Source organism: Psychrobacter sp. 4Bb (genome assembly GCF_002836735.1).
In the GTDB taxonomy this organism is placed as follows: domain Bacteria; phylum Pseudomonadota; class Gammaproteobacteria; order Pseudomonadales; family Moraxellaceae; genus Psychrobacter.
In genome coordinates this window covers 41,317-63,440 of sequence record NZ_PJAS01000075.1, presented here as the reverse complement: position 1 = coordinate 63,440, position 22,124 = coordinate 41,317, and the positions used below count along the sequence as shown (strand labels likewise).

18 protein-coding genes and 1 tRNA gene are annotated in these 22,124 nt (G+C 41.9%); 9 read left to right on the top strand and 10 right to left on the bottom strand.

The genetic code is table 11. The features are described 5' to 3' along the window. Positions 1–55: 55 nt before the first annotated feature. Entirely contained in the window at positions 56–859 is an 804-nt protein-coding gene (gene hda, locus CXF60_RS12990; protein ID WP_102092265.1) for a DnaA regulatory inactivator Hda, read from the bottom strand. Between the two features lie 328 nt (positions 860–1,187). Next, on the bottom strand, positions 1,188–2,294 hold the full coding sequence (locus tag CXF60_RS12985) for an AI-2E family transporter (RefSeq protein ID WP_057761151.1): 1,107 nt from the start codon (positions 2,292–2,294) through the stop codon (positions 1,188–1,190). Between the two features lie 521 nt (positions 2,295–2,815). Between CXF60_RS12985 and purM the strand changes: the two genes are divergently transcribed. Both purM and purN read left to right on the top strand, forming a co-directional pair. Next, positions 2,816–3,877 (top strand): phosphoribosylformylglycinamidine cyclo-ligase, encoded by a 1,062-nt coding sequence (purM, locus tag CXF60_RS12980; RefSeq protein WP_102092264.1) that lies wholly within the window; start codon positions 2,816–2,818, stop codon positions 3,875–3,877. Further along, entirely contained in the window at positions 3,877–4,569 is a 693-nt protein-coding gene (purN, locus tag CXF60_RS12975) for a phosphoribosylglycinamide formyltransferase (protein WP_102092263.1), read from the top strand. Before purM ends, purN begins: the two co-directional genes overlap by 1 nt. A gap of 170 nt (positions 4,570–4,739) precedes the next feature. Here purN and CXF60_RS12970 read toward each other — a convergent pair whose 3' ends face one another. Both CXF60_RS12970 and CXF60_RS12965 read right to left on the bottom strand, forming a co-directional pair. Further along, entirely contained in the window at positions 4,740–6,113 is a 1,374-nt protein-coding gene (locus CXF60_RS12970; protein ID WP_102092262.1) for an NAD-dependent succinate-semialdehyde dehydrogenase, read from the bottom strand. A gap of 403 nt (positions 6,114–6,516) precedes the next feature. Beyond that, entirely contained in the window at positions 6,517–7,506 is a 990-nt protein-coding gene (locus CXF60_RS12965; RefSeq protein ID WP_057761159.1) for a LysR family transcriptional regulator, read from the bottom strand. 683 nt (positions 7,507–8,189) lie between these two features. Here CXF60_RS12965 and CXF60_RS12960 point away from each other — a divergent pair. Continuing rightward, positions 8,190–9,776 (top strand): isocitrate lyase, encoded by a 1,587-nt coding sequence (locus CXF60_RS12960; RefSeq protein ID WP_101206309.1) that lies wholly within the window; start codon positions 8,190–8,192, stop codon positions 9,774–9,776. A 153-nt stretch (positions 9,777–9,929) separates the two neighbouring features. After that, positions 9,930–11,528, top strand: a complete 1,599-nt coding sequence (locus tag CXF60_RS12955) for a CYTH and CHAD domain-containing protein (protein ID WP_102092261.1) — start codon at positions 9,930–9,932, stop codon at positions 11,526–11,528. Positions 11,529–11,676: 148 nt separating this feature from the next. Here CXF60_RS12955 and CXF60_RS12950 read toward each other — a convergent pair whose 3' ends face one another. Then, positions 11,677–12,192 carry a L,D-transpeptidase gene (locus tag CXF60_RS12950; protein WP_102092260.1) on the bottom strand — a complete coding sequence of 172 codons (516 nt, stop codon included), beginning with the start codon at positions 12,190–12,192 and terminating at the stop codon, positions 11,677–11,679. A 140-nt stretch (positions 12,193–12,332) separates the two neighbouring features. Here CXF60_RS12950 and CXF60_RS12945 point away from each other — a divergent pair, with 140 nt between their 5' ends. Next, on the top strand, positions 12,333–13,601 hold the full coding sequence (locus CXF60_RS12945) for a hypothetical protein (protein ID WP_102092259.1): 1,269 nt from the start codon (positions 12,333–12,335) through the stop codon (positions 13,599–13,601). A 147-nt stretch (positions 13,602–13,748) separates the two neighbouring features. Here the strand turns inward: CXF60_RS12945 and CXF60_RS12940 are convergent, their stop codons facing one another. Continuing rightward, positions 13,749–14,987 carry an argininosuccinate synthase gene (locus tag CXF60_RS12940; protein WP_057761167.1) on the bottom strand — a complete coding sequence of 413 codons (1,239 nt, stop codon included), beginning with the start codon at positions 14,985–14,987 and terminating at the stop codon, positions 13,749–13,751. 335 nt (positions 14,988–15,322) lie between these two features. Between CXF60_RS12940 and pyrC the strand changes: the two genes are divergently transcribed. From pyrC to CXF60_RS12925, 4 genes are all read left to right on the top strand, one after another. Next, complete coding sequence (pyrC, locus tag CXF60_RS12935; protein WP_102092258.1) at positions 15,323–16,393, top strand: dihydroorotase; 1,071 nt, start codon at positions 15,323–15,325, stop codon at positions 16,391–16,393. Between the two features lie 291 nt (positions 16,394–16,684). Continuing rightward, positions 16,685–17,344, top strand: coding sequence for a ribonuclease T (gene rnt / locus CXF60_RS12930; protein WP_101206451.1), 660 nt, complete (start codon positions 16,685–16,687; stop codon positions 17,342–17,344). Positions 17,345–17,625: 281 nt separating this feature from the next. Then, the gene (locus CXF60_RS14345) at positions 17,626–17,823 is read left to right on the top strand and encodes a hypothetical protein (RefSeq protein ID WP_134292217.1); all 198 of its coding nucleotides are present in this window, start codon (positions 17,626–17,628) and stop codon (positions 17,821–17,823) included. 52 nt (positions 17,824–17,875) lie between these two features. Beyond that, positions 17,876–17,951, top strand: a tRNA-Glu gene (locus tag CXF60_RS12925). A gap of 239 nt (positions 17,952–18,190) precedes the next feature. Here the strand turns inward: CXF60_RS12925 and CXF60_RS12920 are convergent. From CXF60_RS12920 to eno, 4 genes are all read right to left on the bottom strand, one after another. After that, the gene (locus CXF60_RS12920; RefSeq protein WP_102092257.1) at positions 18,191–18,802 is read right to left on the bottom strand and encodes a BLUF domain-containing protein; all 612 of its coding nucleotides are present in this window, start codon (positions 18,800–18,802) and stop codon (positions 18,191–18,193) included. A gap of 430 nt (positions 18,803–19,232) precedes the next feature. Beyond that, complete coding sequence (gene ispD / locus CXF60_RS12915) at positions 19,233–19,961, bottom strand: 2-C-methyl-D-erythritol 4-phosphate cytidylyltransferase (RefSeq protein ID WP_228707135.1); 729 nt, start codon at positions 19,959–19,961, stop codon at positions 19,233–19,235. Between the two features lie 203 nt (positions 19,962–20,164). Next, positions 20,165–20,473, bottom strand: coding sequence for an FtsB family cell division protein (locus CXF60_RS12910; RefSeq protein ID WP_057761172.1), 309 nt, complete (start codon positions 20,471–20,473; stop codon positions 20,165–20,167). Positions 20,474–20,639: 166 nt separating this feature from the next. Beyond that, positions 20,640–21,956 (bottom strand): phosphopyruvate hydratase, encoded by a 1,317-nt coding sequence (gene eno / locus CXF60_RS12905; protein WP_057761174.1) that lies wholly within the window; start codon positions 21,954–21,956, stop codon positions 20,640–20,642. Between the last annotated feature and the right edge of the window lie 168 nt (positions 21,957–22,124).

The following is a 22,124-nucleotide window of genomic DNA, read 5'->3' as shown; positions in this document are numbered from 1 at the left end:
CAAAAGATTCGTGTTCTTACGGTAATTGGTTTTTTTACTGCCAGAAGTCTTGCTGCTAAAAATCAAGTGGCATCGTATGTTGGTCCTGATCAGGCATATCGTTATTTACTTGCGTCTCTTGAGCGATATCTGCCAGCTCCGCTGCAAGCGTTTGCTCATCAATGGTACGTAGAGCATCGCTTATTACAGCTTTTGAGATATTACTGCGACCAAGGTTAGAAAACATTGGTTGAATATAATTAAGTACTTCCATCATCGCACCGATACGATGCGGTCCATCAGTTAGTAAGTGATCAATAATTCGATCGTCAAACTGCCATCCGCGCCGACGCAAAATAGACTGTAACAATGCTTGTCTGTCTGCCAAATCATGCCCAGTAGGTACTTTAAAGGTCGGTGCTTGTGCCAAGCGAGTCATTAAATCTCTTAACTGGAACGGCAAACCATCAGCTGGTTTATTAGCGGCAAACAATAACTGGCGCTGTCCTTCTCGGCTACGATTGATCAGGTGAAATAAAGCTTCTTGCCACTGACTGCTTTGCTCAAGCACTTCCAAATCATCGATGGCAATCAGATCAAAGTTTTCTAAAGAGGATAGTACGTGGACATCTGTATGAATCAGCTCATTAAGCGACAAACAGATAGCCGATTTGTCCATCTCGATAAACGACTCGCAAATAGCAGACAGCAAATGAGACTTACCTGTAGCAGGGCTACCAAACAGATATAGTTGACCGATCAGGCCGACATGTAACTGCCGTACTGCATCAATAATCGACATCCAACCGGGACCGGCAAAGTCGCTGAGACTTGCATCATGCTTAATGTCCAGATTGAGACTTAGCTGTGCTTCTGCCATGAATCATCAACTCGTGTTGCGTAGTGCAATGGAAAAATATAATAGAAAAGATAGGTTACTTTGAGCTGTATTCATTACTGTCAATACTAGCCGATACAGCTGTAAGTAATGACCCTATAGCCTTTGCAAAAATCGGTCAGTCGCTTTGTCGAAAACAACGTTAGCAAAACTGGTACCAAAACGGTTGATACTATCAACACTGCGCCTATATATAACATATTTACAAAATGACTGACAAGTCTTTTACCCATTAAGCCTTATCAATCATTGCGTTCCTATCTTAATATTACATAGCAATCTTTATCTAGTGTATTCAATAATAAGATAATTATCTTTTTTCAAACAATGCCAGTTGTTTACGGCCTTTATAAAAGTCAGTCGTTCGATAATAGTTGTATAAATGGCGGAACAGGACATTCAAGACAGCGGACACTGGCAAGGCGATTAGCATACCGACAAAACCTAATAGACTGGCACCTGCCAATACGGCAAATATGACCCACAATGGCGATAGACCAATCTTATCACCTAAGAGTAACGGCTGCAGGATATAACCCTCTGCAGCTTGTCCAATCAAGAACGCACCTACGACCAATGACAAATACGTCCAGTCCAATCCGAACTGAAATAGGCAGGCTATAATAGCTGCGATAAAACCAATACCAAATCCTAAATACGGCACAAAACTGGCAATGCCTGCTACCATACCAATGATAAGCCCAAGCTCTAGCCCAATAAGCTGCAACTGTACGGCATAAATAGCGCCTAGCAATACCATCACTAGCAATTGACCTTTAATAAATGCCATCAATGCCAGATCACATTCTTTAGCTATTTCAGTCACTTTTTGACAGTAAGCACCTGGTATCGCCATCTTCCAGTTATGCAAACGCTGATCCCAATTAAATAGGAAGTAGAATGTCAAAATAGGCACCAATACAATCAGACCTGCATTATTGATAAAGTTCATACTTGAAGTCAGTATTTGGCTCATCATGGTGCTAGCATCAGCGAACTTATAGTTCGTTTGCATATAATCGACGAGAGTATCGGAAAACTCTTTAGACTCTAATTGGGGCAATTTGATACGAGTATTACTATTGAACCACTCTCGTACTACTTGATTGTACCAATTAAATATCTTTGGCAAATAATCCCACGCCGCTTGCAACTGATGCCACAATGTCGGTACCAACCACCATAATAATAACGCCATCCCCAAAGTAATTGTCGAGTAGACGATAATAATCGCGACCCAACGCTTGATGTATTTTGATAGGCGCTTGACTAGAGGATTAAATAGGTAAGCCAGCATAAAGGCAAAAACGAAAGGCACGATGACGGGCATCATTAAATACAAAAGAAACACAGCCACAACTAACGCCACGACAATAAATAAACGCCGAAAAAAAGGATCTATTGGTTGATTCATCATGGCAAGTAATCCTATAGTTGGACGAGGTTAAAAAAGTGACAGGTTTAAAAAAGTGGCAGTGAGTCGGTCAGTGATAGCGATTTCTAAATGATATAACTACAGCCATCACGATGTATCACTAGGCGAATTGCTTTCTTTTCTCATTAGTTTTAGCTAGCTAAACTGAGACGTATCAACGTTCCTAAAAAGCCTAACTTTTGATAAATTTATGTTTAGTATTTTTTATTCTGTCAATCACATTTGGACTTGTATTAAGGCCATTATTGACAATAAATTTAGCGTTCTATTATCGCAGAGTACAACAAAAAATCAGTCATTTTTTGTTTCTTAACGGCTTATTTGCCACTTAATGCAAATCTTAGTCAAATATTGGCAAGTTGCTTTGCGAGTACGGTCTGTTTTTGGGTATAATGCGCGCACTGTCTTTAAACTTTGCTTTTGAACTTTATAACGCTGATTTTTGCGTGCTCAATTACTTTACCTTCTAACCCCAATTATCTATCCCCAACTGTGAGATGACTATGAGTGACAAGCCTTCTTTAAGCTACAAAGATGCCGGTGTTGATATCGATGCAGGCGATGCTTTGGTTCAGCGAATCAAGTCCGTTGCAAAAGCCACTACTCGTCCTGAAGTCGTGGGTGGACTTGGCGGTTTTGGTGCGTTGTGCCGTATCCCAACAGGTTATACCTCACCATTATTGGTTTCTGGCACTGATGGCGTCGGCACCAAACTAAAACTGGCCCTACAGCTGAACCGTCATGACACGATTGGTATTGATTTGGTCGCGATGTGCGTCAATGATCTATTGGTTTGCGGCGCAGAGCCATTATTTTTCTTAGATTATTATGCAACTGGTAAGCTCGATGTCGATGTAGCGGCGACTGTGGTGACTGGTATTGGTGATGGTTGTAAACTTGCTAACTGTGCGCTTATCGGCGGTGAAACTGCTGAAATGCCAGGCATGTATCAAGACGACGATTACGATCTAGCTGGATTTTGTGTAGGCGTGGTTGAAGAAGCAGAAGTTGTCACTGGTGAAAATGTCGCAGAAGGCGATGTACTGATTGCCCTTGCCTCAAGTGGCGCGCACTCAAACGGCTACTCATTGGTTCGTAAAGTCATCGAAGTTAGCGGTGTGGATGTTACGAGTAGCGATGAGCAACTAGACGGCCAGCCTATTCAAGACGCTCTAATGGCTCCTACCCGTATCTATGTGAAAGCAATCAAAGCATTACAAGATACGCTTGGTAGCTCAGCTTTACATGCGATGTCACACATCACAGGTGGTGGTCTAACGGATAACTTACCACGTGTACTACCTGATAACCTAGCAGCTAGCATCGATACTAATAGCTGGCAGTTCTCAGAGCTATTCACTTGGCTACAGACCCAAGGTAATATCGCGCAGAGCGAGATGTACCGTACCTTTAACTGCGGCGTTGGTTTTGTCATCGTTGTGCCAAAAGACAAAGCAGATGCTGCTATCCAGACCTTGACTGATACAGGCGAGACAGCTTGGCAAATAGGTGAAATGGTCAAACGCAGCACTGATGACCAGGCGGATGCAGTGGTGTACCGTTAATGTCGATTGATAACGCAAGCCAGCCTATCAAACCATTGCGTATTGCTGTTCTAGTCTCAGGAAGTGGTAGCAACCTGCAAGTGTTAATCAATGCCATGCAAGCAGGTGCGCTACCGATTGAAATCGTTGGTGTCATTAGTAACCGTGAAGATGCTTATGCATTGACACGTGCTAAAGATGCCAATATTCCAGTTGCAGTATTGTCACACGTTGCTAATGGTAAACGTATGGGCATCAAAACATTTGAAACCCATGCCAACGAGCAGCTAATAGTATGGCAACCTGATTTGATTGTCTTAGCTGGGTTTATGCGTGTATTAAGTGGCTCATTTATCGATAATGTACCAGCGCCCATGATTAACCTTCACCCTTCTCTACTTCCGGTTTATAAGGGTTTAGATACTCATAAACGGGTCATACAAGCGGGTGAGCGTCGTCACGGTTGTAGTATTCATAAAGTGACCGCGGAGCTTGATGCAGGTCAGGTATTAACTCAAGCCGTATTGAATGTCGATATCAACGACACTGCAGAGAGCTTACAGTCACGGATTCAGAAGCTTGAACATCAGCTGCTACCTTGGACGATTTTACTACTAGCACAAAATGTATTATCACTTGAAGTAAATAATACATCATCGCAAACGGAAACTTATTTACCTAAGTTGCCTTTGCAATTGCTGATAGAGGGATAAAAATCTCAGCTTATTAAGCTGCTTTTTATACTACTTTATATAGCACAGTAAAAGCCCAGCTACTCATTACGAGCAACTGGGCTTTTTCATTTGATAACTATTTATTATTTACTATCATTTAAAATCGTAAATAGTTATCTATTTAGCTAATTTGTCTAGTTAGTTCATTCTTAGAATACATGAACTGCTTTGATGTTAACAAACTCTTTGATACCGAAGCCGCCATGCTCACGACCATAACCTGAGTTTTTCACGCCACCAAATGGTAGTGCAGGGTTGGCAAGACCATAACCATTAATATAGACCATACCTGTATCGAATTGCTCACGTGCTAGACGAACGGCTTTCTCCTCGTCTTTTGAGAAAATCGCGCCACCTAAACCATAACGACTGTCGTTAGCGATGCGCATTGCATCGTCTTCATCTTTGGCACGAATCAATGAAGCGACAGGGCCAAATAGTTCGTCATCGTACGCAGGTTGGCCTTTTTCGACGTTCTCTAGGATAGTTGCTGGATAGAAGCTACCTTTACCTTCAGGTACCTTACCGCCAACAGCAATCGTTGCCCCTTTAGCCACACTTTGCTCTACTTGCTCATGTAGCTGCTCACGTAAATCTGCACGTGCTAATGGGCCGATATCTGAGCTGTCATCCATTGGATCACCCGCTTTGGTACCTTCAAACTTCTCAACGATACGCTTGCGGAATTCGTCATATACGCTATCGACTACGATAAAGCGTTTGGCTGCTACACAAGTTTCACCGTTATTGATTAAACGTGCTTGAGTACAGGTTTCTACAGCAGTTTCGATGTCAGCATCTTCTAATACGATAAATGCATCGTTTGAACCTAGTTCTAATACAGCTTTCTTGATCGCTTTAGCTGCTTGCTGCCCAACGATTACACCTGCTTTGTCACTACCTGTTAGTGTCACGCCGCGTACTTTGTCATTGCCAATCAATGCTTCTGACTGGTCATGATCAATGATAATCGTACGGAACAAATCACTTGGTAATTCAGACTCGTGAAGAATTTTTTCAATTAATAAACCAGAGCCTGTTACGTTTGATGCGTGTTTTAGTAAAACACTGTTACCCGCCATTAGATTTGCAATGGTGTAACGGAATACCTGATACGCTGGGAAGTTCCAAGGCTGCATGCCATAGATAATACCGATAGGTTGGTACGTCACTAGCCCTTTCTTCATGCTTTCGATATCGCGTACATCATCAGCCAAAGAAGCGACGCCATTTTCAGCAGTGTAATCACAGATGGCTTTACAGAGATCAATCTCTTGCATGCTCTGGCTATACAACTTACCGCGCTCTTCAGTCATCAGCTTAGCCAGCTCTTCTTTATATTCCATCAGCTTATCACCAATAGACTTGATGATACGGCCACGTTCTTCGTGACTCACTGTACGCCATTCTAGAAATGCGTTATGTGAAGCATCGACAATCTTGTTGACTTCGTCATTGCTCATATAATTGTAGTTACTGATTTCTTCGCCCGTGGTTGGGTTAATAGTAGTAATGTCTGACATGGTTACTGTCCTTATTATTCGAATTTATATTTAGGATTTATAATCGGGTTTACTGTCACTTGTAGTTATTTTACTGTGACAGTTTTAGTTATTAAATTTACGTCGATAGCACAACCTATTGGTAGCTCGTTTTCTATCTGCCGTTATCTTAACAAGCTATTTAATAAAGAGTTTTACAATATATTGTGAAGTGTGTTGAAGATGTTAATAGTGTGACTGACTTATTAAGTAAAGCTAAATTCGATATACTAACTATTAACCCTTATGACATAAAAAAACCAGCCTAGTGGCTGGTCTAATAACTATATAGAGTGGGAGATAAAGAAAAATACTCTTACTAAAAATTCAGATAATCAGCAACATTTCGCTCTAATAAAAGATAGATTCAACTCACACAAACCAATCAAAACAAATGATTAATAACCGGTATCTCTTGTGGCGGATTTTCTTCTTCAGCGACGACTTGTCGTGCCACATGCATAATTAACTGACGTAACCAGCGATGGGCTGGGTGATGCTGCAACAAAGGAGACCATGCCATCGTAAGCTCAAACTCAGGAATAAAAAACGGTGGATCTTCCATCATAATGCTGTCGTTATTTGCCTGCATCCTTGCCACACGCGTGGGCAAAGTCGCTATCAAATCTTTATTTGCTGCAAGCATAGCAGGCATTTGATAATGTCGAGTAAAGACACTGATTTGGCGTTTTTGACCAAGGCGCTGCAAGGCCTGATCGATAGACCCTAGTCCACCAGATTTTTCTGGATTGACCCCAAAGCCCACGCCCATCCCTGTTTTAGATACCCAAACGTGCTGTGCTTTAAGGTAGTTTTTCAGATTAAAACGATTGGCATAAGGACTGTCAGAAGATAATAGGCAGCTAAAAGTATCACGCCATACTAGAACCTGATGGAAACTTTGAGGTATCTCGTTAAAACGGTTAATCGCTAAATCAACTCGTCCCTGCTCCATATCTCGATAAGAGACGTCTGATGGAGTCAAAAAGTCCAAAATCACATTAGGTGCTTCAGAACGTAGTGCTTTTACCAGCTTAGGTACTAGGGTCGCTTCAGCATAATCCGATGTCATGATACGGAACACACGAGAGGTACTATAAGGGCGGAATTCGGTACGCGGCTCCAACACCTGAGTCAAGTCAGCGAGTATCTCGCGGATACGTGGCTGTAGCTCAAGAGCGCGTTCAGTTGGCGTCATACCCTCAGATGAGCGTACCAATAATGGATCATTAAACAGCTTACGCAAACGGCGCAAGATATTACTCATAGCAGGCTGAGTAATTCCAAGCTGCTCGGCTGCTCGAGTAACGTTTTTTTCTCGTAGCAACACATCTAGATGGACTAATAAATTTAAATCAACCCGCTGCAAATTCATATTTGGTTCTCTTGGCTTTTGAATAAACGCCATATTAAGGCTGGCATTTGTAGTGCTGCTACGGTGACTTGTGCACTATCACAGCATAATTTCATTATTTTTTACTAATTTGGTTCTAGTTTTTCCTGATAGATCTGCATTATAACTCATTCAACCTATCGTAAGACCTTGTTATATAAACATTATATCATACAGAAATACCAAAGATAACTATCATAAATTAGATAAATCTTGGTAAGGTGGTTATAGTGAGTTCTATAAAGGATTTGCAGCATGGATAGTGAACTTTGAGTTCATAAGCTGTTTTTATCCGATTAAATATTGTCGCTAAGTAATATATTAATGGTTTTTATCAGTCGTTAAATACGGTTAATTGGCCTCATTATTGTAACATCTCTTGCTACCAATTATGACATCACTGGCTATTAAGTATTCAGATACCTTTTAGACATATAGTGAGAATCGATAAATATTTATAAACCAGCAATTATTTTCAACTGTTGAGTTCAGCAAATTTCTTGTAATAGCCTAGCGGTTTGTTTAGGGTAAATAGAGCTTCAATAGATAAATGATAGACCAAATTTTGAATATTACTTTTTAGTACAAAGATTTTAGTAAAGCGACAGACCCATTATTTTAACAATTAACTTATTTGTTTTTACACCCCACCAAGGAGACTATAGATGTCAACTGCATATAAATCAGCGATCGACTTAGTACGTGAATTAAAGCAAAAGCACGGCAACTGGCAGAACATTAGCGAAGTTGATGCTGCACGTATGATGTCACAAAACCGTTTCAAGACGGGTTTGGATATCGCAAAATATACTGCAAAAATCATGCGTCAAGACATGGAAGATTATGACAATGATACGTCTCAGTACACGCAGTCTTTAGGTGCATGGCATGGTTTTGTTGCACAGCAAACTATGTACGCTAAGAAAAAATATTTCGGTACGACCTCTAAAACTTATATCTATCTTTCAGGTTGGATGGTAGCTGCTCTACGCTCTGAGTTTGGTCCACTACCTGACCAATCTATGCACGAAAAGACGTCAGTACCTAAGCTAATCGAAGAAATCTACACCTTCTTACGTCAAGCAGATGCTAAAGTATTGAACGACTACTTCCGTGAGCTAAACGCTGCTGAAGAAGCTGGCCAAGATACTTCTGCTATCCTAGAAAAAATTGAAAACTTTGATTCACATGTTGTGCCAATCATCGCTGATATCGATGCAGGTTTCGGTAATGAAGAAGCTACTTACCTATTGACTAAGCAAATGATCGAAGCTGGTGCTTGTGCTATTCAGGTTGAAAACCAAGTATCTGACGCTAAGCAATGTGGTCACCAGGCTGGTAAAGTAACTGTACCGCATGAAGACTTCATCTCTAAGCTAAACGCTATCCGTTATGCATTCCTAGAGCTTGGTGTTGAAGACGGCGTTATCGTCGCTCGTACTGACTCTGAAGGCGCATCACTAACGCAAAAAATTCCAGTATCAAATGAGCCAGGTGACCTTGCTTCTAAATACATCGATTTCATCGAAATGGAAGAAGTAACGCTAGAAAATGCTCAAGAAAATGACAGCCTACTTAAGCACAATGGCAAACTAGTACGCCCAGTTCGTCTACCTAACGGTCTATATCAGTTCCGTGAAGAGACTAACATTGACCGTGTTGTACTTGACTGCGTAACTGCTCTAGAAAACGGCGCTGACCTACTATGGATCGAAACACCGACTCCAGACGTAGAACACATCAAAATGATGGTTGACCGTATTAAAGAGCAACAGCCTAAAGCCAAGCTTGTATACAACAACAGCCCATCATTCAACTGGACGCTTAACTTCCGTAAGCAAGTTATCGCTCAGTGGGAAGAAGAAGGTAAGGACATCTCTGCATACAATAAAGATGACTTGATGAGTGCTGATTACGACGGTACTGAACTTGATGCAGCAGCTGACGTAGCCGCTAAAAACTTCCAGCGTGACGCGTCACGTGAAGCTGGTGTATTCCATCACTTAATCACGCTACCGACTTACCACACGACTGCTCTTAGCGTTCATGAACTTGCTAAAGGCTACTTCGGTGAAGAAGGCATGCTTGCTTATGCAGCTGGCGTACAGCGTAAAGAAATCCGCGAAGGTATCTCTTGTGTTAAGCACCAAGCAATGGCTGGTTCTGACCTTGGCGATGACCACAAAGAAATCTTCTCAGGCGATAACGCTCTGAAAGCTGGCGGCGGCAAGAACACGATGAACCAGTTCTAATAACCGACAGACTAGCAGTATTTATCAAAAAACCGCCCTACATCATGTAGGGCGGTTTTTTATTGCGGTTTAAATAATCAGAGAATGGTAGACTAATAATGGTTTATCACAACCATCGATCAGAGCCATCAGTCAGAATTATTAGGAGCTAATATGCAAGAGATAGAGCTGAAGTTTTTGGTACCAGAGTCACGACTAAAGGGATTAATGCGTCAAACGCACGTTAAATCCTCACAAGTGACGCAACTGGCTGCACATTATTACGATACGCCTGACCAACAGCTTGCACAGGCAGGTATCGGTCTGCGTATTCGCAAAGAAGGTGATACATGGGTTCAAACCATTAAAGCTGGTGGTGATGGTATCGCGGCACGCTTGGAGCACAATGCCGTACTCGATAATGAGCAAGTACAAACGATGCTCGATAATAATGAGCTGATGCCTGATTTAACGATATATCAAGACACTCCAATCGCTGCAGCATTGGCTGACTTTAAACTCAAAAAGTTAGTAAAGACGCTAACACGACTTTATGTTACTGACGTCGAGCGCACTACGCGGTTGCTAACAGAAAGTAATGAAGATGAAACCGATAATTGCATCGAAATGGCTTACGATCAGGGAGAAATCATCCATGGTACTGATGACTCGCTACGCAAAGCCATTCAAGAGATAGAGTTTGAACTGGTGTCAGGAGATTTAGATTTTCTATTTACGACTGCCAAAACATGGTGCAAGCGCTATAAGCTGTGTCTATCTACCGTTACCAAAGCTGAAAACGGTAGCTTACTTATTAACGGACAAAAACACAGTCCAGCGGTCAACGCAAACCTAAGTCAATTGCAAATACACAAAGACAGCAGTGCACCTGCCTTTATACGTGCGGTCGTACACAATTGCTTATTACAGATACTATCAAATAGCAGTGCTATCGTCGCTGGCAGTATAGATGACGATCATATTCTACAGTTGCGGATTGGTATTGATCGCTTGCGTACTGCGTTGAAAGCATTTACCGACTTCTCTGATGAAATTAACCCTGAATGGTTGCCAATACTAAAGCAAACTGCAACCTTACTTAGCGAATACTATCAACTTGCTTATATCAATGCACAGATCGAACCTGAGCTACAAGCATGTGGCGCGCCTGCCGTCGACTGGACAACAGATATCGAAGATATCAAAATCACACCCATCAATACGCTGCAAGCTAATGACTTTCAGATAACCTTACTAGAGCTGATTGCCTTTACTATGAGCGACCCCAGCATTGAACCTCAGACTGATCAGCTTGCCCGCGATAAGCTAACGAAAGTCCTTTCTAAACAATATAAGAAATGCCTTAAAACCAATAAAGAAGCTGACGAAGTAAGTGATGAAGTAAGTGTTGCTGAGCTTGTGAGCGATGACACAAATGTAAGCATAGATGTTGCTGATAATAACCAACCTGAAAGCGACCTGCTTAATCAGTTAAGAGATTTGCGTTACATCAGTGAATTTTCTACGCCTTTACTAAGTAAGAAAAAAGCTAAAAAGAAAACCAAACGTTGGCTAAAAAGGCTGATAAAAGCGCAAAAAGCGTTAGAACAACTAAACGATGATAATCAATATCAGCAGTTTTATGAGTTAAAATCAACAACAGATACTAATGCTTTATATGGTGCGGGTTGGTTCGCTGCCATACTGACTGATGACCAGAGTCATATTGATGCACGTTTAGCAAAATTTGCGGACAGCTCAACGTTTTGGTAATAGTAATATCATTTTTATGACGGATACTACTTTCATAAAGTAAAACCACTCCATAAAAAAGACAGCTTGTTATATAACTAGCTGTCTTTTTTTATTGTGTTTAAATAGTTTCTGTCAGCGCTATGGCTAAATTTGTGTGCAACACGACCTAGTCAACAACGATCGTAACGGGCGTACCCTCCTCCACTTGCTCAAATAATTCTACAATATCTTGATTACGCATACGGATACAGCCATGTGATAGCGGAATACTCATTGGTTCAGTATCTGGTGTACCATGAATATAGATATAGCGCTCATAAGTATCGCAACCACCTTGGCCATTGCTACCTTTGTTTAACCCTTCCTCAAGACCGCTTAACCAAAGAATACGGCTCAATATCCAGTCACGCTTTGGATGTAGCTCACCAAGATTTGCATCGTATATCTCACCTGTCGGCACACGCCCGACAAATACCGCATTCATAGGCTCGCTACCACCTATTTTTTGTTCAATGACATGCCTACCAAGCGGCGTGCAACCACTATCCTGCTGACTACCAATACCATTCTTTGCAGTGGAGACTACGTATCTCGCAACCTCAGTCTGCTGCTGGTACATCGTTAATGTTTGCTCAGCGATATTAATCACGAGTTGTTTATCAAGCGTCTTATTATTGGTCATAAATGCTTCCGACTATCAGTCATTCATCAGATTACTATCAAGGTTATTAGTAAAATGATTGAAAATTTCTATTATCAAGGGATTGTATCAAGACATTTGGCACCGTAATATAGGGGCACACTTTTTGATGCTAGCAGATTATGACGACTATTTCACCGACACGTGTGTCGATGTATGATTTTTTATATCATGATACCCAGCCTATGCTGTCACTTTTGGCCGATGCGGCACAGCTCTCTCTACCGCAAGCTCGCTTAGGGGTGGATGCCAGTCTACAAGCCATCATAAGTGCGCTGCTCGCCTATCAACAGCGTCATCAGGGACAAGCAGTCAGCAAAAAGCTGTTTGGTCGTAGTGCTGTCAAAGAGTTACGACAGTATAACTCAATGAACTTTGCCACCATTAGCGCCACACTCTACCATCGTCACGATGCGGCAGATGCTGTATTTAGTGATAATGCCCGTGTCATAAAGGCAAGCGAACATATCGCTGAAAAGATCGATGCAACGACGCAGCAGGCTCAAACTCTACTTACCTCTTTATGCGTGATTGTGCTGCGTGAATTGGCTATCCTGACAGAATACAGTCAACTAGACAGTGATGAGATCAATAAATGGTTTGCGCTACAACCACAGTTTTTATCAGCAGCCCGATTTAGCCCAGAGCACACGCATACCTCATCTGCTGAGACAGAAAGCAACAGTGACCTACCCGAATCAACTACTGAAGCTGCTGAAGCGATAGAGAACAACTCAGAAAGTAACGCGGAGCGTACATTACTAAATACTGAGCAGTTATCAAGCACTCCACCTCCTTTTGATCCTTACTGGTATGAGCTGACTGGATTCAAACCTGAAAACTATGAACCTGTGCAAGATATGCAAATGGCGACAGGCAATTATCTAAAAGCCATTGGACGCTCACCTGACAATCTACAGCAGGGTCGTCACAATGATATGCTAGTATTTACGGAAATGCATGCCGTTGCCTTACCACATCAACGCTGGCTGCTACAATTAGCCAAAATATCAGATATCTATCTCAGTCGAAATCGACTACGTGTTAACTCTGAACCAGCCAATCCGCCCAAACCGCCTTTGGTAAGTTTGGGGTTAATCGGCGGCAATAACGACAATACACCGACCACCACTAGTGAAAAGCCCATCGAGTATGAGGCTTCTACACCACTATGGAAAAATCCTGTCATTCTTATCATCATACTTGTCGTTGGTGTCCTTGGTGCACTCGCTACCTTGAAATACCAATCGCAAAAATCTGACGGTGCTATCCTGGCAACTGAAGAAGTATTAGAACAAGATGCCATTGATGAGCGCCAACAGCAAGATGTAGCCATTGTAATGGTAGACGAAGATGAATCTGACGTTGTAGAGACAGAAACAGCTGAGTAAAACCTTTTACTTTTGAAATAGCTACCCTCAAAGCGATGGTTTTAACAATCATTTATTAGCCATAAAAAAAAAGAGGCCCTATTAATATAGAGCCTCTTTTTTGTTGTGCGATCTAAGTTACGAATTGGCTATCAGCAGCCAAAAAACTTACTTAGATAAATCGCGACCACGGCTAGCTTCGATAGCTAAACGTAGGCCATTTAGACGGATAAAGCCTTCTGCGTCTTTTTGATCATAAGCGCCCGCATCATCTTCGAAAGTAGCGATTTTTTCATCAAACAATGAATCGTCAGATTTACGGCCAACAACGCTCACGCTACCTTTATACAGTTTTACACGTACAGTACCGTTGACGTATTCTTGTGATTTGTCAATCAATGCTTGTAGCATCATACGCTCAGGGCTGAACCAATAGCCATTGTAGATGATTTTTGCGTAGCGTGGCATTAGCTCATCTTTTAGATGGGCAGCTTCACGATCAAGCGTTAGTGATTCGATACCGCGATGCGCTTTTAGCATAATCGTGCCCGCTGGCGTCTCGTAGCAACCACGTGACTTCATGCCTACGTAACGGTTTTCAACGATATCTAAACGGCCGATACCATGTTTGCCGCCGATTTCGTTCAGCTTAATCATGACTTCATAAGGCTTAAGTGCTTCACCATCGATAGCAACGATGTCGCCTTTTTCGTATTCTAGTTCTAGATATTGCGCTTCATCAGGTGCTTCTTCTGGGCTGACAGACCAGCGCCACATGTCATCTTCTGCTTCAGTATACGGTTCTTCTAGAACACCGCCTTCATAAGAGATATGCAGTAAATTCGCATCCATTGAGTAAGGAGATTTTTTCTTATTGCCCGCATAATCAATTGCGATGTCATGCTCTTCAGCATATTTCATCAAGCTTTCGCGGCTTGATAGATCCCACTCACGCCAAGGAGCAATAGTTACTACATCTGGTGACAAAGCGACAGCACCTAGCTCAAAACGAACTTGGTCATTGCCTTTACCAGTCGCACCATGGCTGATGGCATCGGCGTTATGCTCTTTAGCAATCTCAACCAAGCGCTTGGCAATCAATGGACGAGCAATAGACGTACCCAGCAAGTACTCACCTTCGTAGATAGCATTGGCACGGAACATAGGGAATACATAATCACGAGCGAACTCTTCACGCAAATCTTCGATATGGATATGCTTGATACCCATTGCTTGAGCTTTGGCTCGTGCTGGCTCAACTTCTTCGCCTTGACCGATATCAGCGGTAAAGGTGATTACTTCCGCATCATAGGTTTCTTGTAGCCATTTAGCGATGATTGAGGTATCAAGACCACCTGAATAAGCCAAGACGATTTTATTGATATTTTTTGGATCAAGTTGAGCCATGAAGAACTCCCATTATGAAATATAGTTTTAGAAAAGGCGACGATCAAATCGAAAGCAAGTCGAACGATAATTACCTGCTCAGTGTACATCATATTTACTATGGGCAAAAGTCTAACTGCCATAAGGCGTGCGCTTTTGACTTAAATTCTAGTCAACCTCATTTTTGCCACTAGAATTTAAACATCATTTAACGACAAGATATTCATCTCAGCCCGATGAATTATGTACAGATATCTAGCCTTATATTTAGTCAAGTGGGCAAATCTGTTATGATAGACCCACAGTAACACTCCCTTTTGTTTCCTTTATTTGACGATATAGAGCGCTTTGACACTATGACTGATTCGATTAGAGAATTGACCATCCTTCAGCCAGATGACTGGCATATTCATTTGCGTGACGATCTCGCCTTGAGCACGACCGTACCTCATGCAGCAGGCAGCTTTAACCGTGTCATCTGTATGCCAAACCTTGTGCCTCCAGTCAAAAATGCGCAGGATGCGATTGCTTACCGCGCACGTATCATGGAGCAATTAGCAGCAAGTGATTTAAGTCTTGAGCGCAAGTCAGCTTTTGATCCACGTATGACTCTATACTTAACGGATAATACCACTGCCCAAGATATTGAGTTGGCAGCGCAGTCAGGTATCGTACAAGCTGTCAAACTCTATCCTGCTGGAGCAACTACCAATTCTGCAGATGGTGTCACCAATATTAATGCCTGTGTCGATGTCTTTGAAGCATTAGAAAAGTACAACCTGCCACTACTGATACATGGCGAAGTGACACAAGACCATATAGATATTTTTGATCGTGAAAAGCGTTTCTTAGATGAAGTGTTGGCACAAATTATCGTGAAATTTCCTACATTGAAAATAGTAGTAGAGCACATCACTACCAGCGATGCGGCAGATTTTGTATTGTCACAAGGTAACCATGTTGCTGCGACTATCACGCCGCAGCACTTGATGTTTAACCGCAATCATCTATTGGTTGGTGGCATCAAACCGCACTTTTATTGCCTACCTATCTTAAAACGTGAGAGCCACCAGAAAGTGCTATTAGATGTGGCCACTAGTGGTAATCCAAAGTTCTTTTTAGGTACTGACTCTGCGCCACATGCGACAGACAAAAAAGAAGCCGCTTGTGGCTGTGCAGGTTGCTATAGCGCAGCCACGGCGCTGCCTTTGTATGCGACCGCCTTTGATAGTGTTGGAAAAATAGATAAGTTAGAGGGTTTTGCCAGTCGTTTTGGCGCTCAGTTCTACGGCTTACCTCTAAATGAAAGCACGATCACACTTGTCAACACGCCTATGCAAGTACCGACTGACTATCCTTATTTTGATGGTGCATCATTGACGCCCTTGATGGCAGGTGAGACGCTACCTTGGTCAGTCAAGGCTTAATGCTCACAAAGCTTAGCATTCAATAAATGACCTATTATTTTATCCTATGATACTAATGATACCTTTGTAGTAGATTTCTTTGTACTAAAGGTGCAGTTAGTATCATAGGATGCTTATTTCTTATTCAATATATTAGTACGACTGATAAAAGTGATTTAACTTTATATGACCAATCAAAACATAGCGACCTTGCCTGACGAAGACTTATCAAACCCTAAATCTGCCAGTCTTAATGCGACTCTAAGCACTTCCGCTGAAGATGTAGCTTCAGCGACAGATGAGCAAGCACCTATGGCATTAAAAGACCGCTTTCGTAAGTTCTTGCCTGTCGTCGTCGATGTGGAAACAGCAGGTTTCAATGCCCAGACGGATGCACTGTTAGAAATTGCCTGCATTCCCGTCTTACTAAATGAGCAAGGTGTATTTTATCCAGGTGAAGCTTTCAACGCTCATATTGAGCCTTTTGAAGGCGCAAACTTAGAGCCAAGTGCGCTTGCCTTTACCGGCATTGATCCTAAAAACCCAATGCGTAAAGCCATTGCAGAAGATGAAAAAACAGCCTTGCGCCGCATCTTTAAAGGGTTAAAAGACGTACGCCGTGATGAAGAATGCCGTCAGTGTGTCCTAATTGGACATAATGCCCATTTTGACTTGGCTTTTTTAAATGCAGCTGTGCTACGAACCAATAGCAAAAACCACAATCCATTTCATAACTTTTCAGTATTTGATACCGTTACCTTATCAGCATTGGCGTTTGGTCAAACTGTCCTAGCGCGCGCTTGTAAAGCAGCAGGGTTAGAGTTCGATGGTAAGAATGCTCACTCAGCTCTGTATGACACTCAAAAGACTGCTGAGCTATTCTGTCATATACTGAATAACTACCCTATGTTGGCCAATGCGCTGCACAATGAAGACGCGAAAGAAGAGTCAGCTGATAGCGACAGTCAATAAGTCACATATCTTATATTGCCAATCATACATAATAGTGCTATTTGTAATACTTGATGACTTTGACATCTTGATTTGGCAATCAATAGGGATATGATTGATATCATAATAAATAGACGGAACTATTTTCGTGATGAAAAACGTAGTTGTTTTATTCGATATGAATAACGGTCTGATGATAAAATATCACTCTTAAGCGATGTAGTTATATCCTATAGATGGTTCAAGTTGCTCACACTGTCTTGATAGCAAGCACTATCAAGATTAATAGGAGGGACTTTATTATGGATCCACAGCTCAAGTTATGGGGCACCATTCTCGGTTATATGCTGCTCGCATTGACGATTAGCGCCTGTACTTCTTTATGGATTCGCTATCATTTAAAGCGAAATGACCTACATCCTCGTCGCGCAATTAAAAAAAGATATTTAATTTTAAAAAGACGTAGAAAAAGGCTTGACAGGAAGCGCCGTCGCTATTAAAATACGCACCACTTCAGCATAAATGGTGAAAGCAGTTGAAGTGTTGTTACTAGTCCCCATCGTCTAGAGGCCTAGGACACCGCCCTTTCACGGCGGTAACGGGGGTTCGAATCCCCCTGGGGACGCCACTATTTGGCGTCACTTGTTAGCACTATTGCTTAGCATTAGATTAGACTAACAAGCGTACCACCAAAAACCCAGTTCATGATTTATTATGAACTGGGTTTTTTTATGTCTGTCATTAAAAGCCAACTTATTCTTCTAAATAAAAAAGCCAGCATTAATTGAATGCTGGCTTTTTCTTTTGGTTGTCTTATTAATTGTAAATATAGCTTGGCTCAATGGGAACTTTATTCATATTTATCGATTACAGCAGCAACCATAGCAACGTAGCAACTATCATTAATCCCAATATCGTCTGGATCAAAAAGAACGCCTGATGCTGCCCTACAACTTTACTTAGAGTCACCCCTAGCGTACTGTATTTGACAGGAGGCGTATCAACGTTACCTGTTCTTCTTGTTTGCTCTTCATAGTAGCCCTGCAATATGTCTAAGAACTTCTGCCACTCATTAGAATCCCACTCATACGGCTTAAATGGCATTAACTTTTTAAGCTCAGGCTCTTTAGTCATCCAACGCTCAAGGGTAATCGAACGTAATGACCAACTGGCAAAACGACGTTTGGTAATTTCAGAAAAATCTAAAATCTTTAACTCTTTATGTCGATCATCTACCAACAAACGATTTTTTAGGTTGGTTAGTGCCTGCTCTGATCCTTCGACGCACTGTAAAAAGTAGCCATTGCCATAGCAAAGAATACCGGTGACATTATCTATTTGATTGCGTTCAACCGCGGTCTCTGAGATATCATTAAGCGTGCTAGGACTTGAAAGACCAGTAGAGGTAATCCGGCTTATATATACAAGCTGGCAGAGATCTGTCGTTACTGGGTTTGTTGAATCGTTGATTGTTGACAATCAGCTTCTCCCTATTATCAGGTAAATGTCGCTAAAACAATCATACTAACTTCAGAAAAAATATAGAGACAACATAACTAAGCGTAATGAATCGGTCTGATATATTATTGATTTTATAAGTTTTTATATTAATTGTATTAAGTTAGTTACATCATAGGTTAGTTTGGTCATTAAAGCAACCTATTACTGGACATAGGCCCGCTCAGACACAAAAACATATGTAATAACCATATTATATTCCAAAGTAGATTATATATATTCTGGGTATAGGCTTTAGTAATAGTTGATTTTTGGATTCATTAATTTTTAAGAATAGTACAGAAAAGTCTAACGAGGATATAGTGGCTACTGAAGCCATAATTCTTATCATGGCCACCATTAAGTATAAAAGGAGTAAAACTGATGCTCGTTAGCGGAAGCAGAGTTGAAACTAAGACTGAAGCGCCATAATCGCTGTTAACAGTACCGCATCATCAGGATAGGTCAGTTTTATATTCTGGCGACTACCAGAGACTAAGCGTATTGGTAAACCTAGTTGTTCAAAAGCACTGGCTTCATCTGTGATGCTTAGCTGATGTTCAAACACATGATTTAGGACTTTTCTTAATTGACCTAAGCGGAATACTTGCGGGGTTTGTGCTTGCCATATATTACTACGATCAATAGTAGATTTGGTATAAGAATGTGGACGACTCTCTTCTGCGGAGGTAGCTTGCTGATAGGAAGCTTTTAACGTATCGGCCACTGGTGTCGCTAGAATAGCGCCGTAAGGCTCCAGCATCGCTGCTTCAATCACTTGATCGATATCTGAACTTGGTACAGCAGGACGTGCTGCATCGTGAATAAGCACCAAATCTGAATCATCAGCACCTGTCTGACTAATCGCTTCAACACCTGCCTGTACTGACTGCCAACGCTCTGCTCCGCCGACTGCATAGCGTACAGGAAGTGCAAACTCTAATTGTTGAGCCGTGCTGTCATCGGCTGATATGACCAATAGACACCTATCGATGTAATCGCTACAAGCAAGTCGTGCCACGCTATGCTGCAACAGCGTCTGACCTTCTAGCATTGTATATTGCTTGGCGATAGATGCACCAAAACGGCTACCGCGACCAGCTGCGACGATCATGGCATGTATATTAGGGGTTGTATTCATAGTGGTGTACTCATGGTTTGAGCCCATGACAGTATATGTAAAGAGGAATAAAGCAGGTGTTAAGTATGATGAATGATGTCAGATAACAACATTATGATGCTGCATCATGAAAATTAATTCATGTCGTAAAAATTAGTGTATTCGTGAAAGCTAGTGTATTCGTGAAAGCTAGTGTATTCGTGAAAGCTAGTGTATTTATAAAGCTAATAGTTGCTGTGCGTGGTTGGTGCGGTGGATACTTGGACAAAAGTCTCATTCGGTTTGATTAAACCTAAATCTAAGCGAGCATGCTCTTCTACGGCCTCAAGCCCCGTTTTTAAGTCTTGGACATCGGTGCGTAGTAAGTTGTTTGCTGCAACTTGATTGTCATTCAAACGTTGTTGCTCTTCAATTTGAGCTGTCAACTTATTGTGTTCAAAACGGCCATTTTCACCCAACCAATACTGATATTGCAATCCTAAAAGCACTGCAACGGCTAAAGCAAGTAGTATAAATTGGCTAAAATATTTCATAAGGTGATAACGCCAAACGGTATAAAAGAGGATAGTAAAATTTAAGCTGATTAGGCGATATACAAATGATTATATATCGCCCAAATATTGACTTCAGCTGATGAGTTTAGGCTTTTTAGCGTACATTACTTAACATATATTATACGCCAAAGATCCAGTCAAACTTTTAGCCACGTAGACCGATAAATTCTTCACGGCCACGATAGCTTGCACGTACTTGCTGCTCGATACGTAGCAATTGGTTGTACTTCGCTACGCGGTCTGAACGACAGAGTGAGCCAGTTTTGATCTGGCCTGCCGCTGTACCAACTGCCAAGTCTGCGATGGTGCTGTCTTCCGTTTCACCTGAACGATGTGAAATGATGGTTGCATAGCCATTTTTCTTAGCCATATAAATCGCATCTAGCGTTTCTGACAAGGTGCCAATTTGGTTAAATTTAATCAAAATTGCATTGGCAATATGTTTATCGATACCTTCTTGCAAGATTGCAGGATTGGTTACGAACAAATCATCCCCAACCAATTGGACTTTATCGCCAATTTGTTCGGTCAGATACTTCCAACCATCCCAATCTGACTCATCAAGACCATCTTCGATAGAGATAATAGGATACTGACGTGCCAGCCCAACTAGGTAATCTGAGAACCCTTGGCTATCAAAGGCTTTGTTACCTTCGCCTGCCAAAACGTATTGACCGTTTTTGTAAAACTCACTAGCCGCACAATCTAGCGCAAGATGAATATCTTCACCAGCTTTGTAGCCGACTTGTTCAATCGCCTGCATGATAACCGTGATGGCTTCTTCGTTACTACGTAGGTTAGGTGCAAAACCACCTTCATCACCAACGGCAGTGTTGAGACCTTGTGATTTCAATACTGACTTTAAGCTATGGAAAATCTCTGTACCAGCACGCAGCGCTTCTGAGAAGCTAGTGAAGCCCACAGGCTCAATCATAAACTCTTGGATATCAACTGTGTTGTCCGCGTGCTCACCACCGTTCAAGATGTTCATCATCGGCACAGGCATGGTCAACGACGTTTGATTGCGTAGATTGGCAATGTACTGATGTAATGGTAGATTCTGTGACTTGGCTGCCGCTTTGGCTGTCGCAAGTGACACAGCTAGCATAGCATTAGCACCCAAGCTTTCTTTGTTTTCTGTACCATCTAGCGCAATCATGGCATCATCAATGGCCTGTTGCTCAGTCACATCTTTGTCAATCAAGGCACTGCGGATTTGACTGTTGACATTAGAAACGGCTTTTTTGACGCCTTTACCCATAAAGCGGGTCTTGTCGCCATCACGTAGCTCAAGCGCTTCACGTGAGCCTGTTGATGCGCCACTTGGAGCAGCAGCACGGCCGACAGTACCGTCAGCTAAGATAACATCAGCTTCGATAGTTGGGTTGCCGCGCGAGTCTAAAATTTCACGAGCGCGAATGTCTTTAATTGCGGTGACGTTGTTGGTTTCTTCAGCGTACATAATGTCTGTTAATTCCTTTGGTCATGCCAAGTTTGTGAGATAAATAACGGCAGCTAGCATACAAAAAAGATAAAGCAAAATATCATATAGCGCGTAATCCTAAAAACCCTTCATACCTTTCCATCTTGTGGCTATAGTTACCCAGCAATTAGAGGTGTATCAAGCAGA

What these genes read in the sequence shown, in the direction of transcription:
- CXF60_RS12950 (WP_102092260.1), bottom strand. Translation starts at nt 12,192, where the DNA reads ATGACCAATAATAAGACGCTTGATAAACAACTCGTGATTAATATCGCT.
- ispD (WP_228707135.1), bottom strand. Translation starts at nt 19,961, where the DNA reads ATGAATACAACCCCTAATATACATGCCATGATCGTCGCAGCTGGTCGC.
- purM (WP_102092264.1), top strand. Translation starts at nt 2,816, where the DNA reads ATGAGTGACAAGCCTTCTTTAAGCTACAAAGATGCCGGTGTTGATATC.
- CXF60_RS12940 (WP_057761167.1), bottom strand. Translation starts at nt 14,987, where the DNA reads ATGGCTCAACTTGATCCAAAAAATATCAATAAAATCGTCTTGGCTTAT.
- CXF60_RS12960 (WP_101206309.1), top strand. Translation starts at nt 8,190, where the DNA reads ATGTCAACTGCATATAAATCAGCGATCGACTTAGTACGTGAATTAAAG.
- CXF60_RS12910 (WP_057761172.1), bottom strand. Translation starts at nt 20,473, where the DNA reads ATGAAATATTTTAGCCAATTTATACTACTTGCTTTAGCCGTTGCAGTG.
- rnt (WP_101206451.1), top strand. Translation starts at nt 16,685, where the DNA reads ATGGCATTAAAAGACCGCTTTCGTAAGTTCTTGCCTGTCGTCGTCGAT.
- CXF60_RS12945 (WP_102092259.1), top strand. Translation starts at nt 12,333, where the DNA reads ATGACGACTATTTCACCGACACGTGTGTCGATGTATGATTTTTTATAT.
- CXF60_RS12970 (WP_102092262.1), bottom strand. Translation starts at nt 6,113, where the DNA reads ATGTCAGACATTACTACTATTAACCCAACCACGGGCGAAGAAATCAGT.
- pyrC (WP_102092258.1), top strand. Translation starts at nt 15,323, where the DNA reads ATGACTGATTCGATTAGAGAATTGACCATCCTTCAGCCAGATGACTGG.
- purN (WP_102092263.1), top strand. Translation starts at nt 3,877, where the DNA reads ATGTCGATTGATAACGCAAGCCAGCCTATCAAACCATTGCGTATTGCT.
- eno (WP_057761174.1), bottom strand. Translation starts at nt 21,956, where the DNA reads ATGTACGCTGAAGAAACCAACAACGTCACCGCAATTAAAGACATTCGC.
- CXF60_RS12955 (WP_102092261.1), top strand. Translation starts at nt 9,930, where the DNA reads ATGCAAGAGATAGAGCTGAAGTTTTTGGTACCAGAGTCACGACTAAAG.
- CXF60_RS12965 (WP_057761159.1), bottom strand. Translation starts at nt 7,506, where the DNA reads ATGAATTTGCAGCGGGTTGATTTAAATTTATTAGTCCATCTAGATGTG.
- hda (WP_102092265.1), bottom strand. Translation starts at nt 859, where the DNA reads ATGGCAGAAGCACAGCTAAGTCTCAATCTGGACATTAAGCATGATGCA.
- CXF60_RS14345 (WP_134292217.1), top strand. Translation starts at nt 17,626, where the DNA reads ATGGATCCACAGCTCAAGTTATGGGGCACCATTCTCGGTTATATGCTG.
- CXF60_RS12985 (WP_057761151.1), bottom strand. Translation starts at nt 2,294, where the DNA reads ATGATGAATCAACCAATAGATCCTTTTTTTCGGCGTTTATTTATTGTC.